General features: G+C 62.3%; 23 protein-coding genes. 15 read left to right on the top strand and 8 right to left on the bottom strand.

From position 1 onward, the window contains the following. Window positions 1–21 precede the first annotated feature (21 nt). The 7 genes from clpX to proB all read left to right on the top strand — a co-directional run bounded on the left by clpX (window position 22) and on the right by proB (window position 5,281). Window positions 22–1,290 (top strand): ATP-dependent Clp protease ATP-binding subunit ClpX, encoded by a 1,269-nt coding sequence (clpX, locus tag EG244_RS04945; protein WP_124963898.1) that lies wholly within the window; start codon window positions 22–24, stop codon window positions 1,288–1,290. 121 nt (window positions 1,291–1,411) lie between these two features. Further along, window positions 1,412–1,789, top strand: a complete 378-nt coding sequence (locus EG244_RS04950) for a RidA family protein (RefSeq protein ID WP_407644032.1) — start codon at window positions 1,412–1,414, stop codon at window positions 1,787–1,789. Window positions 1,790–1,857: 68 nt separating this feature from the next. Next, window positions 1,858–2,235: an NADH:ubiquinone oxidoreductase subunit NDUFA12 gene (locus tag EG244_RS04955; RefSeq protein ID WP_124963900.1), complete on the top strand. Its 378-nt coding sequence runs from the start codon at window positions 1,858–1,860 to the stop codon at window positions 2,233–2,235. Then, the gene (gene mlaD, locus EG244_RS04960; RefSeq protein WP_124963901.1) at window positions 2,232–2,693 is read left to right on the top strand and encodes an outer membrane lipid asymmetry maintenance protein MlaD; all 462 of its coding nucleotides are present in this window, start codon (window positions 2,232–2,234) and stop codon (window positions 2,691–2,693) included. The genes EG244_RS04955 and mlaD overlap by 4 nt, the downstream gene beginning before the upstream one ends. After that, the gene (locus tag EG244_RS04965) at window positions 2,690–3,043 is read left to right on the top strand and encodes a DUF2155 domain-containing protein (protein WP_199737788.1); all 354 of its coding nucleotides are present in this window, start codon (window positions 2,690–2,692) and stop codon (window positions 3,041–3,043) included. Before mlaD ends, EG244_RS04965 begins: the two co-directional genes overlap by 4 nt. An 82-nt stretch (window positions 3,044–3,125) precedes the next feature. Beyond that, window positions 3,126–4,157: a GTPase ObgE gene (gene obgE / locus EG244_RS04970; RefSeq protein WP_124963902.1), complete on the top strand. Its 1,032-nt coding sequence runs from the start codon at window positions 3,126–3,128 to the stop codon at window positions 4,155–4,157. 14 nt (window positions 4,158–4,171) lie between these two features. Next, window positions 4,172–5,281: a glutamate 5-kinase gene (proB, locus tag EG244_RS04975; protein WP_124963903.1), complete on the top strand. Its 1,110-nt coding sequence runs from the start codon at window positions 4,172–4,174 to the stop codon at window positions 5,279–5,281. A gap of 82 nt (window positions 5,282–5,363) precedes the next feature. Here the strand turns inward: proB and EG244_RS04980 are convergent, their stop codons facing one another. Continuing rightward, window positions 5,364–6,239: a 3-hydroxybutyryl-CoA dehydrogenase gene (locus EG244_RS04980; protein ID WP_124963904.1), complete on the bottom strand. Its 876-nt coding sequence runs from the start codon at window positions 6,237–6,239 to the stop codon at window positions 5,364–5,366. 130 nt (window positions 6,240–6,369) lie between these two features. Here EG244_RS04980 and EG244_RS04985 point away from each other — a divergent pair, with 130 nt between their 5' ends. Continuing rightward, complete coding sequence (locus EG244_RS04985) at window positions 6,370–7,116, top strand: DUF6473 family protein (protein ID WP_124963905.1); 747 nt, start codon at window positions 6,370–6,372, stop codon at window positions 7,114–7,116. 61 nt (window positions 7,117–7,177) lie between these two features. Here EG244_RS04985 and EG244_RS04990 read toward each other — a convergent pair whose 3' ends face one another. The 4 genes from EG244_RS04990 to EG244_RS05005 form a co-directional block, all read right to left on the bottom strand. After that, window positions 7,178–8,089: an electron transfer flavoprotein subunit alpha/FixB family protein gene (locus EG244_RS04990; protein ID WP_124963906.1), complete on the bottom strand. Its 912-nt coding sequence runs from the start codon at window positions 8,087–8,089 to the stop codon at window positions 7,178–7,180. Further along, window positions 8,089–8,850 carry an electron transfer flavoprotein subunit beta/FixA family protein gene (locus tag EG244_RS04995; protein WP_124963907.1) on the bottom strand — a complete coding sequence of 254 codons (762 nt, stop codon included), beginning with the start codon at window positions 8,848–8,850 and terminating at the stop codon, window positions 8,089–8,091. The genes EG244_RS04990 and EG244_RS04995 overlap by 1 nt, the downstream gene beginning before the upstream one ends. A gap of 130 nt (window positions 8,851–8,980) precedes the next feature. Further along, complete coding sequence (locus EG244_RS05000) at window positions 8,981–9,556, bottom strand: cob(I)yrinic acid a,c-diamide adenosyltransferase (RefSeq protein ID WP_124963908.1); 576 nt, start codon at window positions 9,554–9,556, stop codon at window positions 8,981–8,983. 1 nt (window position 9,557) lies between these two features. Further along, window positions 9,558–9,767: a twin transmembrane helix small protein gene (locus EG244_RS05005; RefSeq protein WP_124963935.1), complete on the bottom strand. Its 210-nt coding sequence runs from the start codon at window positions 9,765–9,767 to the stop codon at window positions 9,558–9,560. Window positions 9,768–9,924: 157 nt separating this feature from the next. On the opposite strand from EG244_RS05005, the gene EG244_RS05010 reads away from it, so the two are divergent. Further along, on the top strand, window positions 9,925–10,884 hold the full coding sequence (locus EG244_RS05010; RefSeq protein WP_124963909.1) for a hypothetical protein: 960 nt from the start codon (window positions 9,925–9,927) through the stop codon (window positions 10,882–10,884). 17 nt (window positions 10,885–10,901) lie between these two features. Here EG244_RS05010 and EG244_RS05015 read toward each other — a convergent pair whose 3' ends face one another. Next, window positions 10,902–12,500 (bottom strand): phosphoenolpyruvate carboxykinase, encoded by a 1,599-nt coding sequence (locus EG244_RS05015; RefSeq protein ID WP_124963910.1) that lies wholly within the window; start codon window positions 12,498–12,500, stop codon window positions 10,902–10,904. A 334-nt stretch (window positions 12,501–12,834) separates the two neighbouring features. Here EG244_RS05015 and EG244_RS05020 point away from each other — a divergent pair, with 334 nt between their 5' ends. Genes EG244_RS05020 through EG244_RS05045 form a run of 6 tightly spaced genes read left to right on the top strand, consistent with a single transcriptional unit; the run spans window position 12,835 to window position 17,297 of the window. Then, window positions 12,835–13,536 (top strand): response regulator transcription factor, encoded by a 702-nt coding sequence (locus EG244_RS05020; protein ID WP_124963911.1) that lies wholly within the window; start codon window positions 12,835–12,837, stop codon window positions 13,534–13,536. Continuing rightward, a complete protein-coding gene (locus tag EG244_RS05025) occupies window positions 13,533–15,236 on the top strand; it encodes a sensor histidine kinase (protein WP_124963912.1) in 1,704 nt (567 codons plus the stop codon). Before EG244_RS05020 ends, EG244_RS05025 begins: the two co-directional genes overlap by 4 nt. Before the next feature lie 8 nt (window positions 15,237–15,244). Continuing rightward, window positions 15,245–15,655: an HPr kinase/phosphorylase gene (locus tag EG244_RS05030; RefSeq protein ID WP_158617239.1), complete on the top strand. Its 411-nt coding sequence runs from the start codon at window positions 15,245–15,247 to the stop codon at window positions 15,653–15,655. A 10-nt stretch (window positions 15,656–15,665) separates the two neighbouring features. Next, a complete protein-coding gene (gene rapZ / locus EG244_RS05035; protein ID WP_407644033.1) occupies window positions 15,666–16,577 on the top strand; it encodes an RNase adapter RapZ in 912 nt (303 codons plus the stop codon). Window positions 16,578–16,599: 22 nt separating this feature from the next. After that, window positions 16,600–17,028 (top strand): PTS sugar transporter subunit IIA, encoded by a 429-nt coding sequence (locus EG244_RS05040; RefSeq protein WP_124963914.1) that lies wholly within the window; start codon window positions 16,600–16,602, stop codon window positions 17,026–17,028. Further along, window positions 17,028–17,297, top strand: a complete 270-nt coding sequence (locus EG244_RS05045) for an HPr family phosphocarrier protein (protein ID WP_124963937.1) — start codon at window positions 17,028–17,030, stop codon at window positions 17,295–17,297. The genes EG244_RS05040 and EG244_RS05045 overlap by 1 nt, the downstream gene beginning before the upstream one ends. A gap of 63 nt (window positions 17,298–17,360) precedes the next feature. Here the strand turns inward: EG244_RS05045 and EG244_RS05050 are convergent, their stop codons facing one another. Together EG244_RS05050 and greA are read right to left on the bottom strand one after the other, a co-directional pair. Next, window positions 17,361–18,284 carry a hypothetical protein gene (locus tag EG244_RS05050; protein ID WP_124963915.1) on the bottom strand — a complete coding sequence of 308 codons (924 nt, stop codon included), beginning with the start codon at window positions 18,282–18,284 and terminating at the stop codon, window positions 17,361–17,363. 50 nt (window positions 18,285–18,334) lie between these two features. Continuing rightward, window positions 18,335–18,805 carry a transcription elongation factor GreA gene (gene greA, locus EG244_RS05055; RefSeq protein WP_124963916.1) on the bottom strand — a complete coding sequence of 157 codons (471 nt, stop codon included), beginning with the start codon at window positions 18,803–18,805 and terminating at the stop codon, window positions 18,335–18,337. Window positions 18,806–18,815: the final 10 nt, after the last annotated feature.

Here is an 18,815-nt window from a genome sequence, read left to right on the forward strand (position 1 = left end):
AGGGCCAAAGGAACGGAACGCATGGCAAGCAATTCGGGCGACAGCAAAAACACCCTCTACTGCTCGTTCTGCGGTAAGAGCCAGCACGAGGTGCGCAAGCTGATCGCCGGGCCGACGGTGTTCATCTGCGATGAATGCGTTGAGCTTTGCATGGATATCATCCGCGAAGAGACCAAGTCTTCGGGGCTGAAATCTGCAGATGGTGTGCCGACGCCGCGCGAGATCGCGAAGGTGCTCGATGATTATGTGGTGGGACAGGAACATGCCAAGCGCGTCCTCGCGGTGGCGGTTCATAACCACTACAAACGTCTGAACCATTCGGGCGGCAAAGCCGGTGACATCGAGCTTGCGAAATCGAACATCCTGCTGATCGGGCCGACCGGCACGGGGAAAACCCTGCTGGCGCAGACCCTGGCGCGGATCCTCGATGTGCCTTTCACCATGGCCGATGCGACCACGCTGACGGAAGCGGGCTATGTGGGGGAGGATGTTGAGAATATCATCCTGAAGCTTCTTCAGGCCTCGGAATATAACGTTGAGCGCGCGCAGCGCGGCATCGTTTATATCGATGAGGTGGATAAGATCACCCGCAAGTCGGACAACCCTTCGATCACCCGGGACGTTTCGGGCGAGGGTGTTCAGCAGGCACTTCTGAAGATCATGGAGGGCACCGTGGCCTCTGTGCCGCCGCAGGGCGGGCGCAAGCATCCGCAGCAGGAGTTTCTGCAGGTCGATACCACCAATATCCTTTTCATCTGCGGCGGCGCGTTTGCGGGTCTGGAAAAGATCATTGCACAGCGCGGTTCCGCGAAGGGTATTGGCTTTGGCGCGGCAGTGCGGGGTCCGGAAGAGCGGGGCACGGGCGAGCTTTTCAAAGAGCTGGAGCCGGAAGATCTGCTGAAATTCGGTCTGATTCCGGAATTCGTTGGCCGTCTGCCGGTGATCGCGACGCTTGCTGATCTGGATGAAGACGCGCTGATCACGATTCTCTCGGAGCCGAAGAACGCGCTGGTCAAGCAGTACCAGAAGCTCTTTGAGATCGAGAATGTGAAGCTGACCTTCACGGGTGATGCGCTGTCGGCCGTCGCCAAGCGCGCCATCAAGCGCAAAACCGGTGCGCGGGGTCTGCGCTCGATCATGGAAGATATCCTGCTGGATACCATGTTTGAGCTGCCGGGCATGGAGGATGTGCAGGAAGTGGTGATCAGTGACGACGTCGTGAACGGCGCGTCAAAACCGCTGCTGGTGCATACCGATGCGGCGAAGAAAAAGCAGGCGGCAAGCGCCTGAGACGGATGAGGGCGGGAGGAAACTCCCGCCCTTTGCTTTTGTGGCCGGCACCCGGGGGCTTTGCGCCCCCGGACCCCCGCAGAGTATTTTTGAAAAAGCCAAAGTCAGGGGGCGTGGGATGGTGCGGCGGATTTCGTCCGGCTCGGTCTTTGAGGCGGAGATCGGCTATAGTCGGGCGGTGGTACAGGGCGGGATGGTCTATGTCTCGGGCACGACGGGCTATGATTATGCGACCATGACCCTGCCGGAAGAGGTGGAGGCGCAATGCGCCAATACGATTGCGACCCTTGGCCGGGTGCTGGAGGAGGCCGGATCCTCGCTCGATCAGGTGGTGCGGGTGCGTTATATTTTGCCGGACCGGCGGGATTTTCCGAAATGCTGGCCGCAGTTGAGGGTGGCCTTTGCGCAGGCGCGCCCGGCGGCGACGATGATTGAGGCGCGTCTGATGGAGGATGCGATGAAAATCGAGATTGAAGTGACGGCGGTCTGTGGCGAATAAACGCAGGCCCTCTGGACCCCGGGCTGCGGTTTTTTTATAACCGGGCCAACTGAACGCGTGGAGTCGCCATGAAGAACTTTCTCCTCAGTTTCGCGACCTGGTGGAATGGCCAGACGCTGAACACCCGCTTCCACACCTGGCGTCACGGGGTGAAGGTCGGCGAAGATCCGCAGGGTAATATCTATTACCAGTCGAAAGACGGCAAGCGCCGCTGGGTCATCTTCAATGGTGAGATGCAGGCAAGCCGGGTGCCGACCGACTGGCATGGCTGGATGCATCACACCTTCGCTGAGCCGCCGACCAAAGCGCCGCTGGCCCATAAGGTCTGGGAAAAGCCGCATATGGAGAACCCGACGGGCACCTCTGCGGCCTATGCGCCCGCCGGCTCGCTGATGCGTGCGGCCCCTGTGCAGCGCCGCGATTATGAGGCCTGGCAGCCCGAATGAGCGAGGGCAGCAAGGCAGAGGTCGCGGTCGGAGCAGCAGTGCTCGCGGTCGCAGCCGGGTTTCTGATTTACGCAGCCCAGGTGACCGGTCTTGGTCCCTCGGGTGGCGCTTATGAGTTGCGGGCGCAGTTTCGCTCGATTGAAGGGGTGCGCGCCGGGACGGATGTGCGGATCGCGGGTGTGAAGGTTGGCACCGTGACCTCGACTTCGCTCGATCCGCAGAGCTTCATGGCGGAGGCGCGGTTTACCGTGCGTGACGGCGTGGAGATCCCCGAGGACAGCACCGTGATGATCTCCTCTGAGGGGCTGCTGGGCGGCAACTTTGTGGAAATCTCGCCTGGCGGTTCGCCCGACGTGCTGCCGCCTGGGGCAGAGGTTGAGGATACCCAAGGGGCGGTCGGGCTGATTTCGCTGCTGATGAAATTCGTGGGCGGCGACAAAAAGGATGAGGCGGAATGATCCGTGTGGCCCTTCTGGCTTTGCTGATGGCCACGCCTGCGGCGGCGCAGGCGGTAACAGAGGGGCGTGGAGCGGAGCTGCGCTGGCTTGATAAGATGTCGGGCGAGACGGCGGATGTGGAGTTGTCGCGCGGCCAGGCTGCGGTCTGGGGGCGGCTGACCATTCAGCTCGACAGCTGCCGCTCTCCGGCGGACAATTCCACCTCGGAGGCCTGGGCCCATCTGACCATCCGCGACTCGGTGGCAGATAAGGCGGTCTTCAACGGCTGGATGCTGGCGAGTTCACCGGCGCTTTCGGCGCTGGATCATCCGCGTTACGATGTCTGGGTTCTGCGCTGCCTGCAGAGCTGAGCCTGCGGCACTTTCCCGATTGAGCCTCCACCCCATTTCGGGGTAGGAGCAACCTTTGGGTGCCGCGCGAAAGGATATTGCCATGAAGTTTCTTGATCTGTGCAAGGTCTATATCCGGTCGGGCGGCGGCGGCGGCGGTGCGGTCTCCTTCCGGCGTGAGAAGTTTATCGAATTCGGCGGCCCTGACGGCGGCGATGGCGGCAACGGCGGCTCGGTCTATGCCGAAGCGGTGGACGGGCTGAACACGCTGATCGACTTCCGCTATCAGCAGCACTTCTTTGCCAAGAACGGCCAATACGGCATGGGCAGCCAGCGCACCGGGCGCAACGGCGAAGACATCGTGCTGCGCGTTCCCGTCGGCACTGAGATCCTCGACGAAGACGAAGAAACCGTGATCGCCGATCTGACCGAAGTGGGGCAGCGCGTTGAGCTGGCGCATGGCGGTAACGGCGGCTGGGGCAACCTTCGCTTCAAATCTTCGACCAACCGCGCCCCCTCCCGCGCGAATCCTGGTCAGGAAGGCGTGGAGCGGACCCTCTGGCTGCGTCTGAAGCTGATTGCAGACGCGGGCCTGCTGGGCCTGCCCAATGCGGGCAAATCGACCTTCCTCGCTGCCACCTCCAATGCGCGTCCGAAGATCGCGGATTACCCCTTCACCACCCTGGTCCCGAACCTCGGTGTTGTGGGTGTTGATGGCAAAGAATTCGTCATGGCCGATATCCCGGGCCTGATCGAGGGCGCTTCCGAAGGGCGCGGCCTTGGCGATCAGTTCCTTGGCCACGTTGAGCGTTGCGCCGTTCTTCTGCACCTCGTCGACGGCACCTCCGAGACGGTGGCGGATGATTACCGCACCATCATCGGTGAGCTGGAAGCCTATGGCGGGGAACTGGCTGAGAAACGCCGCATCACCTGCCTGAATAAGGTTGACGCGCTGGACCCTGACACTCTGGCTGAGCGTCTGGCAGAATTGAAAGAAGCCGCCGGTGGCCCGGTTCATGCTATCTCGGGCGCGGCAGGCATCGGTCTGCAGGAGGTGCTTCGGGCATTGATGAGCGAAATCGAAGCCCGTAAAGCTGAAGCAGCAGATGATGAGGCGGGGCCCTGGCGCCCCTGAGGTGAGGCCCTGAGATGACTGCCCCTGATGTGACCCGGGCGCGCCGCCTGGTGGTGAAAATCGGCTCCGCTTTGCTGGTGGACCGAGTGACGGGCCTGCGCGGTGACTGGCTGCGCGGCCTGGCCGAAGATGTCGCCAGCGCACGTGCGCGGGGGACCGATGTTGTGCTCGTGTCCTCAGGCTCGATCGCGCTTGGCCGCCGCGTCCTTGGCCTGCCAGAGGGCGCACTGCCGCTTGAGCAGTCTCAGGCTGCCGCCGCAGTGGGGCAGATCCGTCTTGCGCGCGCTTACGAAGAAGTCCTGGCCCCGCATGGGCTGAAGGCGGCCCAGGTCCTGGTGACCCTTGAGGACACCGAGGACCGCCGCCGCTACCTCAACAGCCGCGCGACGCTGGAAACGCTGCTGAGCCTCGGTGTCATCCCGATCGTCAATGAAAATGACACCGTCGCCACGGATGAGATCCGCTTTGGCGACAACGACCGGCTGGCAGCACAGATCGCCGTGACCATCGGGGCGGATCAGCTGCTTCTGCTCTCCGATGTCGACGGCTTCTACAGCGCCAATCCGAAGACCGACCCCACCGCGCGGCGCTTTGATCTGCTCGATCACATCACCCCCGACATTGAAGCCATGGCCGGGGACCCGATCTCGGGCCTCTCCAAGGGCGGTATGAAGACCAAGCTGATGGCCGCCAAAACGGCCGTGGCCGGTGGCTGCGCCATGGCGATCATGGAGGGCTCGGTCTACCGGCCGCTCTCAGCACTGGCAAAGGATGCCAACCGCACCTGGTTCCTGCCGCTTTCAGATCCGCAACATGCCCGCAAGCGCTGGATTGCCGCGATGAAGCCCCGCGGCGCTGTGCAACTCGACGAGGGGGCAGTGCGGGCGCTTCATGCCGGAAAATCGCTTCTCCCGGCTGGTGTTACCCGCGTCAGCGGCAGTTTCGGGCGCGGAGAGGCGGTTCAGATCACCGACCCGAACGGGGCAGAACTGGCCAAGGGTCTGATCCGCTACACCGATGCCGAAGCCCGCGCCATTGCCGGCCACCACAGCTCTGCCATTGAGGGGATCCTCGGCTATCCCGGCCGCGCAGCACTGATCCACCGCGACGATCTCGCGATCTGAAGCACCCTAAGGCTTTGGCTTTTTAGAAATACTCCGGGGGCCCGGGGGCAGCGCCCCCGGCCTCGCCGTCTTTCACTCCGCCTCAGCGCGTCGGCACCGGCTCTTCACCGCTGTAATCGTAAAATCCGCGCTTGACCTTGCGGCCCAGCCAGCCGGCTTCGACATATTTTACCAAAAGCGGGCAGGGGCGGTATTTGGTATCTGCCAGCCCCTCATGCAGCACATTCATGATGGAGAGGCAGGTATCAAGCCCGATGAAATCCGCAAGCTCCAGCGGCCCCATCGGATGATTGGCCCCCAGCTTCATCGACTGATCGATCGAGCGCACATTCCCCACCCCTTCATAAAGCGCATAGACCGCCTCATTGATCATCGGGATCAGGATGCGGTTGACGATAAAGGCGGGAAAATCCTCTGCCGAAGCGGCGGTCTTACCCAGCGTCGCCACCACCTTCAGCAGCGCCTGATAGGTCTCTTCGCTGGTCTGAATGCCCCGGATCAGCTCCACAAGCTGCATCACCGGCACCGGGTTCATAAAGTGAAAGCCCATGAAGCGCTCGGGACGCTCGGTCCCTGCAGCCAGACGCGTAATCGAGATCGAGGAGGTATTGGAGGTGAGAATCGTCTCAGGCCCCAGATGCGGGCGCAGCTCCTCAAAAAGCTTCACCTTCACCGCTTCCCGCTCCGTCGCGGCCTCGATGATCAGATCAGAGGGGCCAAGCTCGGCCAGGACCTGGGTCGTGCGGATGCGCCCGAGCGCTGCCGTCATCTCCCCTTCCGTGGTTTTCCCCCGGCTCACCTGACGCTCCAGATTGCGCGCAATCAGGGCCACGGCCTTTTCCAGTGCCTCAGCGGAAATATCAGTCAGAACAACATCATATCCCGATTGCGCAAAGACATGCGCGATGCCGTTTCCCATCTGTCCGGCACCAATGACGCCAACTGAACGGATTTCCATATTTGCCTCCGGGAGATGTCCGAGAGCGACATTAGGCCGCGTGGCTGCAGAAGTGCAAGGCCGCAGCGCTTAACCCGATTTTATCACTCCCCGGCTAAACAGAGAGCGGGTGTGAAATAAGGGGGTGGTCATGAGCAGGCATATGCCGCTCAGCGCCGAGCCGGTGTTTGCGACGTGCCAGTTCGGGCAGTCGCGTCTGCGGTTTCGTGCGCAGGAGACTGTATTGGGGCGCGCTGATGTTACGGTACTCGGCAGTGGGATCAGTTTCGGGCGGTTCTGCCGCGAGCCATGGCCTGATCTTCTGGCACGCGGTGCGGGGCTGCGGCTGCGCAACCTCGCTGTGCCGCAAACAGGGCCGGAGGCCTGGGCGCAGGATGATGATCTGATGGCCCTTGCCCTGCGGTCGTCGCTGCAGATTGTCGAACTGCCCTGCTGCCTGCGCGTCTCAAACCGCTTCTGGCAGCTGCATCCGCGCCGCAATGACCGTATCATCCGTGTGCTGCCGCCGCTGAAGGCGCTTTATCCGGAGCTGGATCTGGCGGAAGTGATCTTTTCGGGCCATCTCCTGCGGCTGCTTGAAAGCATCTGCCCGCGCCGCTTCGCCCTGGTGCAGGAGGCGGCTGCAAGGGCCTGGCTGGACCGTATGGGCGCGCTTCTGGCGGATCTTCCGGGACCCGTTGTGCTTTTATGGCTGCATATGCCACAGCCGCGGGCGCTGTCGCCCGGCGCGGATCTGGTGCAGGCGCTGCGCAATCAGGTCCGTGCGGTGGTTGAGGTGAATGTCTCTCCGCCGCCAGGGGCGCAGGGCCCCGAAGGCCACTTCCCGGACGCCGCCTCCCACCGCAGAATAGCGGATCGTCTGCGCGACATGCTCTGACAGGGATGTCAAAAAGGGCGCCCGAAGGCGCCCTTTCCGCATCCTGCCCCGCCGAAGCGGATCAGAGTTTGCCGGTCAGTTCCGGAACGATCTGGAAGAGATCGCCAACAAGGCCGTAGTCCGCGACCTGGAAGATCGGTGCTTCTTCGTCTTTGTTGATCGCAACGATGACCTTTGAGTCCTTCATCCCCGCAAGGTGCTGGATCGCACCCGAGATGCCGACCGCGATATAAAGCTGCGGTGCCACGACCTTACCGGTCTGGCCGACCTGCAGATCGTTCGGTGCATAGCCCGAATCGACCGCCGCGCGCGAGGCGCCAACAGCCGCGCCGAGTTTGTCAGCCAGCTGGCCCACAATCGCGAAGTTCTCTTCCGAGCCGACGCCACGACCGCCCGAAACGACGATCTTCGCCGAGGTCAGGTCCGGACGATCCGAGGCCGCAACCTTGTCTTCCACCCAGGCCGAGAGGTCCGAGGCTTTGGCAGCCACCGCTTCGACCGCCGCCGAACCGGTCTGACCCGCCGCCGCGAAAGCAGCGGTCCGAACGGTAAAGACCTTAACCTTATCGGAAGACTTTACGGTTTGAATGGCGTTACCGGCATAGATCGGGCGCGAGAAGGTCTCGGCGTCCACGACGTCCACAACATCGGAGAGAACCATGACATCCAGAAGCGCCGCTGCGCGGGGCAGCACGTTCTTCGAGAAGGCGGTGGCCGCCGCCGCGATGTGGCTATAGTTGCCCGCAAGCGAAACGATCAGATCCGCGACCGATTCCGCAAGGCCGTGGCCTGCGTCTTCGGCGTGCAGAACTTTGGCCGCACCGTCGAGCTTTGCAGCCTCCGCGGCCGCCGAAGCGGGGCCCGTGACGAGGATATGGACCTCGCCCAGGGCTTTCACCGCCGAGAGGGTTTTGGCGACGGCATCGGTTGCCAGTGCGCCGTTGTTGACATCAGCAAGCAGCAGAACAGCCATCAGAGAACCCCCGCTTCGTCTTTCAGTTTCGCAATCAGCTCATCCACCGAGCCGACTTTCACACCGGCTTTACGACCGGCGGGCTCTGCGGTTTTCACCACGGTCAGGCGCGGGGTGACATCGACGCCGTAATCGGCAGCGGTCTTTTCCTCGAGCGGCTTTTTCTTCGCCTTCATGATGTTCGGCAGCGAGGCATAGCGCGGCTCGTTGAGGCGCAGGTCAGCGGTGATGACCGCCGGGAGCTTCACTTTGATGGTCTGCAGACCGCCGTCGACTTCGCGGGTCACGGTGGCGGCATCGCCCTCAACCGAGACTTCCGACGCAAAAGTTGCCTGAGCCCAGCCCAGCAGGGCCGCCAGCATCTGACCGGTGGCGTTCAGATCGTTGTCGATCGCCTGCTTGCCAGCCAGAATGATCTGCGGCTGCTCTTCTTTGGCGACGGCGGCCAGAAGTTTGGCAACGGCCAGCGGCTCGATGTCGGTGTGAACGTCCGAAGAGGCTTCAATCAGGATCGCGCGGTCCGCGCCCATGGCCAGCGCGGTGCGCAGGGTTTCCTGAGCCTGTTTCACGCCGATCGAGACCACGACGATCTCGGTGGCCACGCCTTTTTCCTTCAGACGGATCGCCTCTTCGACGGCGATTTCGTCAAAGGGGTTCATCGACATTTTCACGTTGGCGAGGTCAACCCCCGAGCCGTCCGCTTTCACACGGGCCTTCACGTTATAGTCGATGACCCGCTTTACGGGGACAAGAACCTTCATCGGCACATCTCTCCATCCTGACGTGACCTGACGCGCAGGTCACAGATCCGATCCGAAGCGGTGTTAGCCTGTCCACATCTTTTAGGACAGGTCAAAAAGACGCAGGACAGATCATAACGTGGCGTTGCCATTAGCCCCTTGTCAGGCCCGGGACCCAGAGCACATCCTTGGTTCCGCTATCATTTGCAATTCGCCCGGCCACGAAAAACCAGTCTGACAGGCGGTTGAGGTAGCGGATTGCCGCCGGGTTCACTGATTCGTGCTGCGAGAGCGCAACGGCCAGCCGCTCTGCACGGCGGCAGACGGTGCGGCAGAGGTGCAGATGCGCCGCCAGGGCAGAGCCGCCGGGCAGGATGAAACTGCGCAGCGGCGACAGATCCGCGTTCATCGCGTCAATCTCGCGTTCAAGCCGGTCGACCTGGGGGTCGATCATCCGCAGCACCGGATATCCGGCTTCAGCATCTTTTTCCATCGCCGGGCGGCCCAGGTCCGCGCCGAGATCAAAGAGATCGTTCGAAATCCGCGCGAGGGCCGCATCAAGATCGCCATGCGCGTGAAGGCGCGCAAGGCCCACGGTGGCATTGGTCTCATCCACGGTGCCATAGGCCTCAACCCGGGCAGAGGATTTGGCGACGCGGGTGCCGTCGACCAGGGCGGTGTCGCCTTTGTCGCCGGTACGGGTGTAGATTTTTGACAAAACAACCATGTCAGTTGCCTCCATTCATGCGCGACCAGGCGAAGAGGATGATGAGCAGAACGGCCACGAACTGCGCCCCCACCCGCCATCGCATGATGCGGTTGCCGTGCTTACGGTTGAATTCCCCCCCGCGCGCGAAGGTCACGACGCCAAAAATCAGGATTGCGGCGACGAAAACGGTCGCGGCGACGGCGACAAAAAACAGCGGATCATCGGTCAGCATGGGGGGCTCCTCTCTCAGCTATGACGGATGTAGCCCATTTCCTGTAGCGGACCAGCAGAAAATGCCACATCCTGGGGTTGCAATACCGCGGGGCATGCCCGGGCTGTGCCGCATCGCCCCGGTCAGTGTAGCAGGTTCGCGTGAGGTAGATGGTATGACAGAGATCAGGACTGCGGATTACGTCCTGCGCGCAGTCATCGGGCGCCATCAGGGGCCCGTTCTTTTCAGTTTTCACTTCTATGATCCCCGGCCCGGGCTTGAGGGGCCGATTTTTGCAGAGGATTACGCCCAGGCGCGCGGCTGGAACTGGATCGGGCTGAAGCCGCGGGTGAACGACTGGTATCAGGGCGCTGAGGTGCCGGAGTTGCTCGACCAGGCCCGCCAGATCGCGGGGGATCTTCCGCTGATCGTCTATGGGCCCAGTATGGGGGCCTTTGCGGCGGTGAATTTCGCGGCCAGGCTCAGGGCGGATTACGTGCTGGCGCTGGCACCGCAGGTGACGGTCAATCCTGCAAAGGCGCTTTATGATGATCGCTGGGCGGCAGAGTCGGCGCAGATTACCTTTCGCCACGAATGGATTGAGCAAAGCCCCCCGATCCGACGCGGGCTTTTGATCTACAGCAGTCATCGCCGTGAGGCCGCACATGCACATGAGATCCTGCGCCACCATCCGGGGCTGACGCCCATGGTGGTGCCCTTTGCCGGCCATCAGCCCGGCTGGGTGCTGAGCGAGGCGGATGTCCTGGGCGATGTCGTGGCGGCCGCCATGCAGGACCGCATTCCGCTGCCTCATACAAGGTTGAAGCTGCGGCGCAACCGGTTGCGATCAAAGACCTATGTGCAGGAATTGTTGTTCTGGCTGCAAAAGCGCGGATCGGCTGAGGCCGGGCTGCGGCTGATCCTGCAACTGTCGCCGGGCCTGTTGCAGCATTGGCCGATCGCGCTCGCCCGTCACCTGTGTCTGCGCGATCTGGGGCGGCTGGATGCGGCGGCTGAGGTTCTGGAGCCATGGCTGGCGGCCACTGAGCATGGGGACCTGGCCGCCTGGCATCTGGCGCAGTTGAGCCGGCCACCCTGCCATGAAAAAGGCCCCGCGCGGGCGGGGCCTTTTTAAAATCCGGCGTGTCAGCCTCAGCCGATGGCGGCGGCTTTCACGTCTTCGTCGACGTTGCCGAGATATTGAGCGAAGTTCTTCGAGAACATCTCCACCAGTTTCTGCGCCTGTGCGTCATAGGCCGAAGCGTCGGCCCAGGTCGAACGCGGATCCAGCAGGCCGGTGTCAACGCCCGGAACCGCGACCGGAACCTCAAAGCCGAAGTTCGGGTCAACGCGGAATTCCACGTTGTTCAGCGAGCCATCAAGCGCTGCGGTCAGCAGAGCGCGGGTCGCCTTGATCGGCATACGCTTGCCGGTGCCATGCTTGCCGCCGGTCCAGCCGGTGTTGACCAGCCAGCAGGTTGCATCGGTCGCCGCGATTTTTTCCTGCAGCAGCTTGCCGTAAACTTCCGGGCGACGCGGCATGAAAGGCGCGCCAAAGCAGGTCGAGAAGGTCGGAGTGGGTTCCGTCACGCCGCGCTCGGTGCCCGGGGTCTTCGAGGTGAAGCCCGACAGGAAGTGATACATCGCCTGAGCCGAGGACAGACGCGCGATCGGCGGCAGAACACCAAAAGCATCGCAGGTCAGCATGATGACGTTCTTCGGCTGGCCCCCCATGCCGGTCTCCGATGCGTTGGAGATATACTCCAGCGGATAGGCGCAGCGCATGTTGTCGGTCAGCGAGTTGTCGTCAAAGTCCAGCTCAAGGGTGTCGGCGTCATAGACCATATTCTCGATGACGGTGCCGAACTTCGAGGTGGTGCCATAGATCTCCGGCTCAGCTTCCGCCGAGAGGTTGATCGTTTTGGCATAGCAGCCGCCTTCGAAGTTGAAGGTGCCGTTGTCCGACCAGCCATGCTCATCGTCGCCGATGAGAACGCGATTCGGATCAGCCGAAAGCGTGGTTTTACCGGTGCCCGACAGACCGAAGAAGACAGCGGTGTCTTCCGGGTTGCCGACGGCATGGTTGGCCGAGCAGTGCATCGGCATGATGCCTTTTTCCGGCAGCAGGTAGTTCAGCAGCGTGAAGACCGACTTCTTGTTCTCACCGGCATATTCGGTATTGCCGATCAGGATGAGCTTCTTGTCGAAGTTCAGCGCGATGACAGTCTCAGTCCGGCAGCCGTGACGGGCCGGGTCTGCCTTGAATTTCGGGCAGTTGATGATCGTCCATTGCGGCACAAAGCTGTCGAGCTCTTCGCGCGCCGGGCGGCGCAGCAGGTGCCGGATGAACAGGTTGTGCCAGGCCAGCTCCGAGACCACGCGCACGTCCAGACGATGTGCGGGATCCGCGCCGCCGAACAGGTCCTGAACGAAATAGTCGCGGCCTTTCATGTGCTCCAGCATGTCGGCGTGGAGCAGATCAAAGGCCTCGGGGGTCATCGGGGCGTTGTTTTCCCACCAGATGGAATTTTCCACCGAAGGAGTGCGGACAACGAATTTGTCCTTGGGCGAACGGCCCGTAAACTGACCCGTCGACACCAGGAAGGCTCCGCCCTGACCCAGGCGGCCCTCACCGCGCGACACGGCAGCTTCTACAAGCGCCGGTTCGATCAGGTTGTAATAGACGTTGCCAAGACCGGTTACACCTTGATCTTCAAGCTTCCGGGCCGGGTTCACGCGTCCATGATCCATGTGCAGGCTCCATGCCGCCTGAGCGGCCTCTTCAGTGAAACTCGGCGGGACACCGTGACTAAACCCGCCGTTCGAGCCCCTCGGGGCCCGATGGCGGCGCTATAACACGCCCGCGCGGTCTGGGAACAGGGAACATTCCTCAGTTAGCGCAACCAGGTGTGGTTTAGCGCAACCACCCTCAGAAGTTGCGACATATTAGTCAAAGCCTGGGAATTAGTGAGGTTATCTGGAGCAGTTCGGGTGGCGCGATTCGCGTTTCCGGTTGAAGAAGGCCCTCAAAATAAGGACAATGTGCCTAAAAGCAGGCATTGAACAGTAGTTCGGGGATGGTGTGATGTCGCGTATCGCGCTTGTGGACGACGACAGGAATATTCTGACGTCGGTATCAATCACTCTTGAGGCCGAGGGCTTTGAGGTGGAAACTTATAACGACGGTCAGTCGGCGCTGGACGCGTTCAACCGCAAATTGCCTGATCTGGCAGTGCTTGACATTAAAATGCCCCGTATGGACGGCATGGATCTGCTTCAGAGGCTGCGGCAGAAGACCAATATTCCTGTGATCTTTCTGACCTCGAAAGATGATGAAATCGACGAGCTTCTGGGCCTGCGGATGGGCGCGGATGACTATATCCGCAAACCCTTCAGTCAGCGCCTTCTGGTAGAGCGGATTCGCGCACTTCTGCGCCGTCAGGAATTCCGCGAAGGCGCTGAGGCGCCGCAAAGCGAAGAAAGCCGTCTGATGGAGCGGGGAAACCTGCGCATGGATCCGCTGCGGCACTCGGTGACCTGGAAAGGCCAGGATGTTTCGCTGACCGTGACGGAGTTTCTTCTGCTGCAGGCGCTGGCGCAGCGGCCGGGCTTTGTGAAGTCGCGCGATCAGCTGATGGATGTCGCCTATGACGATCAGGTCTATGTTGATGACCGCACGATCGACAGCCATGTAAAGCGCCTGCGCAAGAAAATGCGCGCGGTCGACAGTGAGTTCTCGGCCATCGAAACGCTTTACGGCATCGGTTATCGTTACAACGAAGAATGAGCGCCGCTTCCCCCCACCTCTCTGATCGTCCGCTGCAGCCTTCGCGCCCCAATGAGGGGAGCGTGGTGCTGGGAGAGGACTGGGTCAGCCCCGCAGGAACGGCGGATGCCGATCTGCGTGACCGCCGCCGCCGTCGCGGTATGCTCTCGCTTAACCGCTCGCCACTGGCGAGAAAGATCGTCATTTTCAACCTGCTGGCCCTGGTCATTATGGTGGCGGGGGTGCTGTTTTTGCATCCTTTCCGCACCAGCCTTCTGGTCCAGCGTGAGGCGGCACTGGTCACTGAGACCCGGCTGATTGCCTCGCTGCTGGAACTGCAGGGTGAAAAGGGGACGGTGCAGGCGGCGCAACTGGCCGATCTGCCGCGTTCGCCGCGCACCGAGCTGCGGCTTTACGATCCCTCCGGGCGCGCAATTCTGAACGCGCCGGCCTCTGATGATCCGGCGGAAGCAGGCAGGCTGCTGCCGGCTGAAAATACCTTTCTGAGCGATCTTCTCTCCTCGGTCTGGCAACTTGTCGCGGATATGATCCCCGGCGGCGCGCTGCCGCGCGAGGCAGCGGTGCGCGCGGATGTGGCGGCGGGTCTGGTCGCGCAGGTGCTTTCAAACGGGCAGGCGGCTTCGGTCCGCAGTCAGGATGAGCGGGGGGAGACGCTCTTTTCCGTGGCCGCTCCGCTGCGCCAGGGCGACAGGTTAAGTGGCATTGTGGTGGCCCTGACCGAAGGCGGCGCGCTGGACCGCCTGGTCCGCAATGAGCGCGAGCAGATCCTGCGGATGTTCGCCATCGCGCTGGTGGTCTCGGTCGCTCTCAGCCTGGTGCTGGCCTCAACCATCGCCAATCCCCTGGCCGATCTGGCTGCCGCCGCAGAGCTGGGCCGCGACCGCAACGCCCGCAAGCTGGCGCCCGGGCGGGTGCGAATCCCCGATCTGACCGCACGGCCCGATGAGATTGGCCGGCTGTCGGGTGCTTTGCGCGGGATGGTTGCCGCACTCTATGACCGGATCGACGCCAATGAGCAGTTCGCGGCCGATGTCGCGCATGAGATCAAGAACCCGCTGGCCTCGCTGCGCTCTGCCGTGGGCAGTCTGCGTCTGGTCAGCAAGCCCGAGCACCGCGACCGCCTGCTTGATGTGATCGATCACGACGTGCGCCGCCTTGACCGTCTGGTCAGCGATATCTCCAACGCATCGCGCCTCGACAGTGAGCTGGTCAAAGAGGAAGAAGAAGAGTTCAACCTTCTGCGCACGCTGAAGAATATCAACGAGTTTCTGGGCCAGCAGGCGGAGGAAAAGGGCGTCGATTTCATCACCGATCTGCCCTCTGATCCGATCCTGATCCATGGTCTTGAGGGGCGGCTGGCACAGGTCTTTGTCAATCTGATCGGCAATGCGATCTCCTTTTGCGAGGATGGCGATGCGGTGCGGGTCTGGCTGCGCAAGCGCGATAACCGCGTGCTGGTGGTCGTCGAGGACACCGGTCCGGGCATTCCGGAAGAGGCACTTTCCAAGATTTTCAACCGCTTCTACTCCGAGCGTCCGGAGGGACAGTTTGGGGAGCATTCGGGTCTGGGTCTGGCGATTTCCAAGCAGATCATCGAAGCTCATGGCGGCGTGATCTGGGCGGAAAATATCCGCCCCACGGAAGATGACATCACCTCACCGCCCTTAGGCGCGCGTTTTGTGGTGGGTCTGCGGGTGTGAGCCAACAGGTGACGCTGCACGCAGGCTGCGTCGACTTCGAGGGGCGCGGGGTTTTAATCACCGGTCCCTCCGGGGCGGGAAAATCCTCGCTGGCACTTCAGCTTATGGGGTTTGGCGGGCGCCTTGTGGCGGATGATCAACTGCGGGTGCGCGCCACGGCAGGCGGGCTGATCGCTTCGGCTCCGCCTGGGCTGCCGCATTTGATTGAGGCGCGCGGCATTGGCCTTTTGCGCGCTGAGCTTTACCCGGAAACCACGCTACATCTTTGGGTTGAGCTGACCCAGCGTCAAGGGCCAAGACTGCCGCAGTTATGTGACAGAGAGCTGCTCAATCACCGTCTGGAACTTGTCTCTGCGCCGCTCTCTTGCCATCTTGGGGCCGCGATCCGGCAATACATCCGGTGCGGACGGGAGAGTTAAAGTGAGTGAAATTTCGGGAGAAATTCAGCAGCGTCTTGTTCTGGTCACCGGACCCTCCGGGGCCGGGCGCGGCACGGCGATTTCGGTGCTGGAGGATCTCGGCTTTGAAGCCATTGATAACCTGCCGCTTTCTCTGATCCCGCGGCTGCTGGACGGGCCGATCCTTGGCCGCCGCGTGGCGCTTGGGATTGATGTGCGCAACCGCGATTTCAGCGCCTTCGGCTTTATCGAGCTGATTGATACGCTGACTGCGGATCCGCGGGTAACGCTTGAGCTTTTGTATCTCGACTGTCGGGTGGACACTCTGGTTCACCGCTATTCAGAGACCCGCCGCCGCCATCCGCTTTTGCCCTCACAGCCGCCGCTTGAGGGCATTTTGCGTGAGATGGATCTGCTGATCCCGATCCGCAACCGGGCTGATCTGCTGATCGACACCTCGGATCTCTCGCCCCATGATCTGAAGGCCGAGCTTGCGGCCTGGATCGGCGATGCGCCCGCACAAAGGCTGGCGGTCTCGGTGCAGAGTTTCAGCTATAAGCGCGGCATCCCGCGCGGCGTTGATATGATTTTTGACTGTCGTTTCCTGCGCAATCCCTATTGGGAGCCCGCTTTGCGCAAGCTCAACGGGCAGGACCCGGAGGTCGCGGATTACGTCAGCAGGGACCCGCGATTTGCCGAGTATTTTGACCGTGTCGCAGGTCTGGTAAGAATGTTGCTGCCTGCCCATATAGAGGAAGGCAAAGCCCATCTGGTGATTGGCTTTGGCTGTACGGGCGGGCAACACAGGTCTGTTGCAGTTGCAGAAAAACTGGGCGATACCCTGTCTCAGGAAGGCTGGCAGGTCGCAATCCGCCACCGCGAACTTGAGCGCGCCCCGCAGGGCACCGCGGCTGCGAAGAAACCCGCCGCGGGTGAGGAGTAAGTCAGCCGCTATGGGCCAGGCAATGTCTCAGATCTCAACCACCGCCGATATCGGCATTGTGATCGTCGCGCACGGCGGCCTCGCACGCGAGTTGCTTGCTGCGGTGCAGCATGTGGTGGGGGTGCAAAACGGTGTTCGTGCGGTCAGCATCGATGCAGATTACGACCGTACGGCGAAGTGGGTTGAGATCCGCGATGCCGCGATGTCGGTGGATGCCGGGGCGGGCGTGGCCGTGGTGGTCGATCTTCACGGCAGCTCTCCGGCCAACCTTTGTCAGGCCGTCAAAGGCCCGGGCGCGCGGCATATTCTGACCGGGGCCAATGTGCCTATGTTGCTAAAACTGATGCAATCCCGGCATCTTCCGCTGGACGAGGCGGTTCAGGCTGCGGTACTGGCAGGTCGCAAATATATCGACGGCCGCGATCTGGGGCCGGGGGAGAGCCGCCTGTGATCACCAGTCAGAACCTGAAGATCGTCAACGAAAAGGGTCTGCATGCCCGCGCTTCGGCGAAATTTGTCGAAACCGTGGAATCTTTTGAAGGCGCGGCTCTGGTCAGCCGCGATGGCATGCGGGTCTCGGGGGATTCGATCATGGGTTTGCTGATGCTGGGGGCGCATAAGGGCACCTTCATCGAGGTGGAAACCAGCGGCCCCCAGGCGGGTGAATTGCTGAGCGCGCTGCAAAATCTGGTGGCGAACCGCTTCGGCGAAGACTTCTGAGCCAGGATATTTGCGATCCAAGGGCCCCCCGCGGGGGCCTTTTTTATGCGCGGGTCCCGACGCTCAGTCGAAAACGCCCGCCACACGGCCGAGCAGCATGAAGGCCCGCGAGGTGCGCGTCTCCGCGAGGGCCAGAAGGTCGATATCTGACCCGTCTTTGCTGAACATCTGCAGGCTGCGATCATATTGGCGCAGGAAATGATGCGCTGCATCGCGAAAGACCGCATCCGAGCGCATCCTTGCGCCGGTCAGCGCCAGGCTTGAGCGGTCGTGAATGCCGCCGATCCCCGCTGCAGAGGCGCCCCGTTCCCCTCCGCCAAAACGGCGCCACAACTCCGCCGGGGCAGGCTCGGGGTGCAGGTCATCCATATAGATGCCGTCCTGCGCCAGCAGGGTCAGCACATCCTGGGCCGAGCGGATCATCCGCGCCGCATCGCGGTCCTCCAGCGCCAGGCGCAGGCAGCGTATCCCTTCGGCATCCTGCGGCCCGTCGGGGAAATTCAGCGCGCGGATGAATTCCTCGGGCTGCAGCGGCGGGCTGGCAGGCTGCATCTCAAATGCCAGTGAGGACTGATCCTCAGGCTGGCTGCGCGATGCGGGCAGCGGGCGGGCAGACGCGCCTGGTGCCCGTGCCGTTGCGCGCGCCGTCACGGCCGCAGAGGCAGGACGGATCGCGGCCGCACTGGCCTGGGTGCGGGTGGCCCGCTCCTGGCGAAGGCTTTCAAGGCTTTCGCGCAGGCTGCGGGCTTCTTCTTTCAGATGGCGCATCCGGTTCAGCGCAAAGCCGGCCCCGGCAAAGAGCAGCGCCGGCAGCACCACCAGAGAAATCAGGCTCAGCCCGCGCAGTGCGCTTTCACCGCCCAGGAAGGCAAAGCCAAGACCGCCCGCCAGCCACAGGAGGCCCAGCCCCAAAGCCAGCAGTTCCGCAGGGCTGACCTGCGGAGCCGCGTCAGAGGCAGCGCGGGAGACTGACAGACGCTCAGACATAGGGACGCTCAGACATGGCGGGGTATCCTGCGCATGGTCTTACCCGTTGCTCACTCGTAACGGATCGAGATCACCTCGTAGTTGCGCTGCCCGCCGGGCGTGCGCACTTCGACGCTGTCGCCCTCATCCTTGCCGATCAGGGCGCGGGCGAGGGGGGAGCGGATGTTCAGCAGGCCGCGCTCCAGATCGGCTTCGGCTTCACCGACGATCTGATAGCTGCGCTCTTCGTCGCTGTCTTCGTCGACGATCACAACCCTGGCACCGAATTTGATCGAGCCCGAAAGCTTCGAGGTATCGATCACCTCTGCCAGCCCCATCAGCCCTTCGAGTTCCTTGATTCGGCCCTCGACAAAGCTCTGACGTTCGCGCGCGGCGTGATATTCAGCGTTCTCAGAGAGGTCGCCATGTTCACGCGCCTCTGCAATCGCCCGGATAACGGCAGGGCGCTCTTCGCTTTTCAGTTGACGCAGTTCTGCATCGAGCTGGTCAAATCCTGCCCGGGTCATCGGGATCTTTTCCATCGCCCCGCCT

The sequence above is a fragment of the Falsigemmobacter faecalis genome (genome assembly GCF_003863335.1).
In the GTDB taxonomy this organism is placed as follows: Bacteria; Pseudomonadota; Alphaproteobacteria; order Rhodobacterales; family Rhodobacteraceae; genus Wagnerdoeblera; species Wagnerdoeblera faecalis.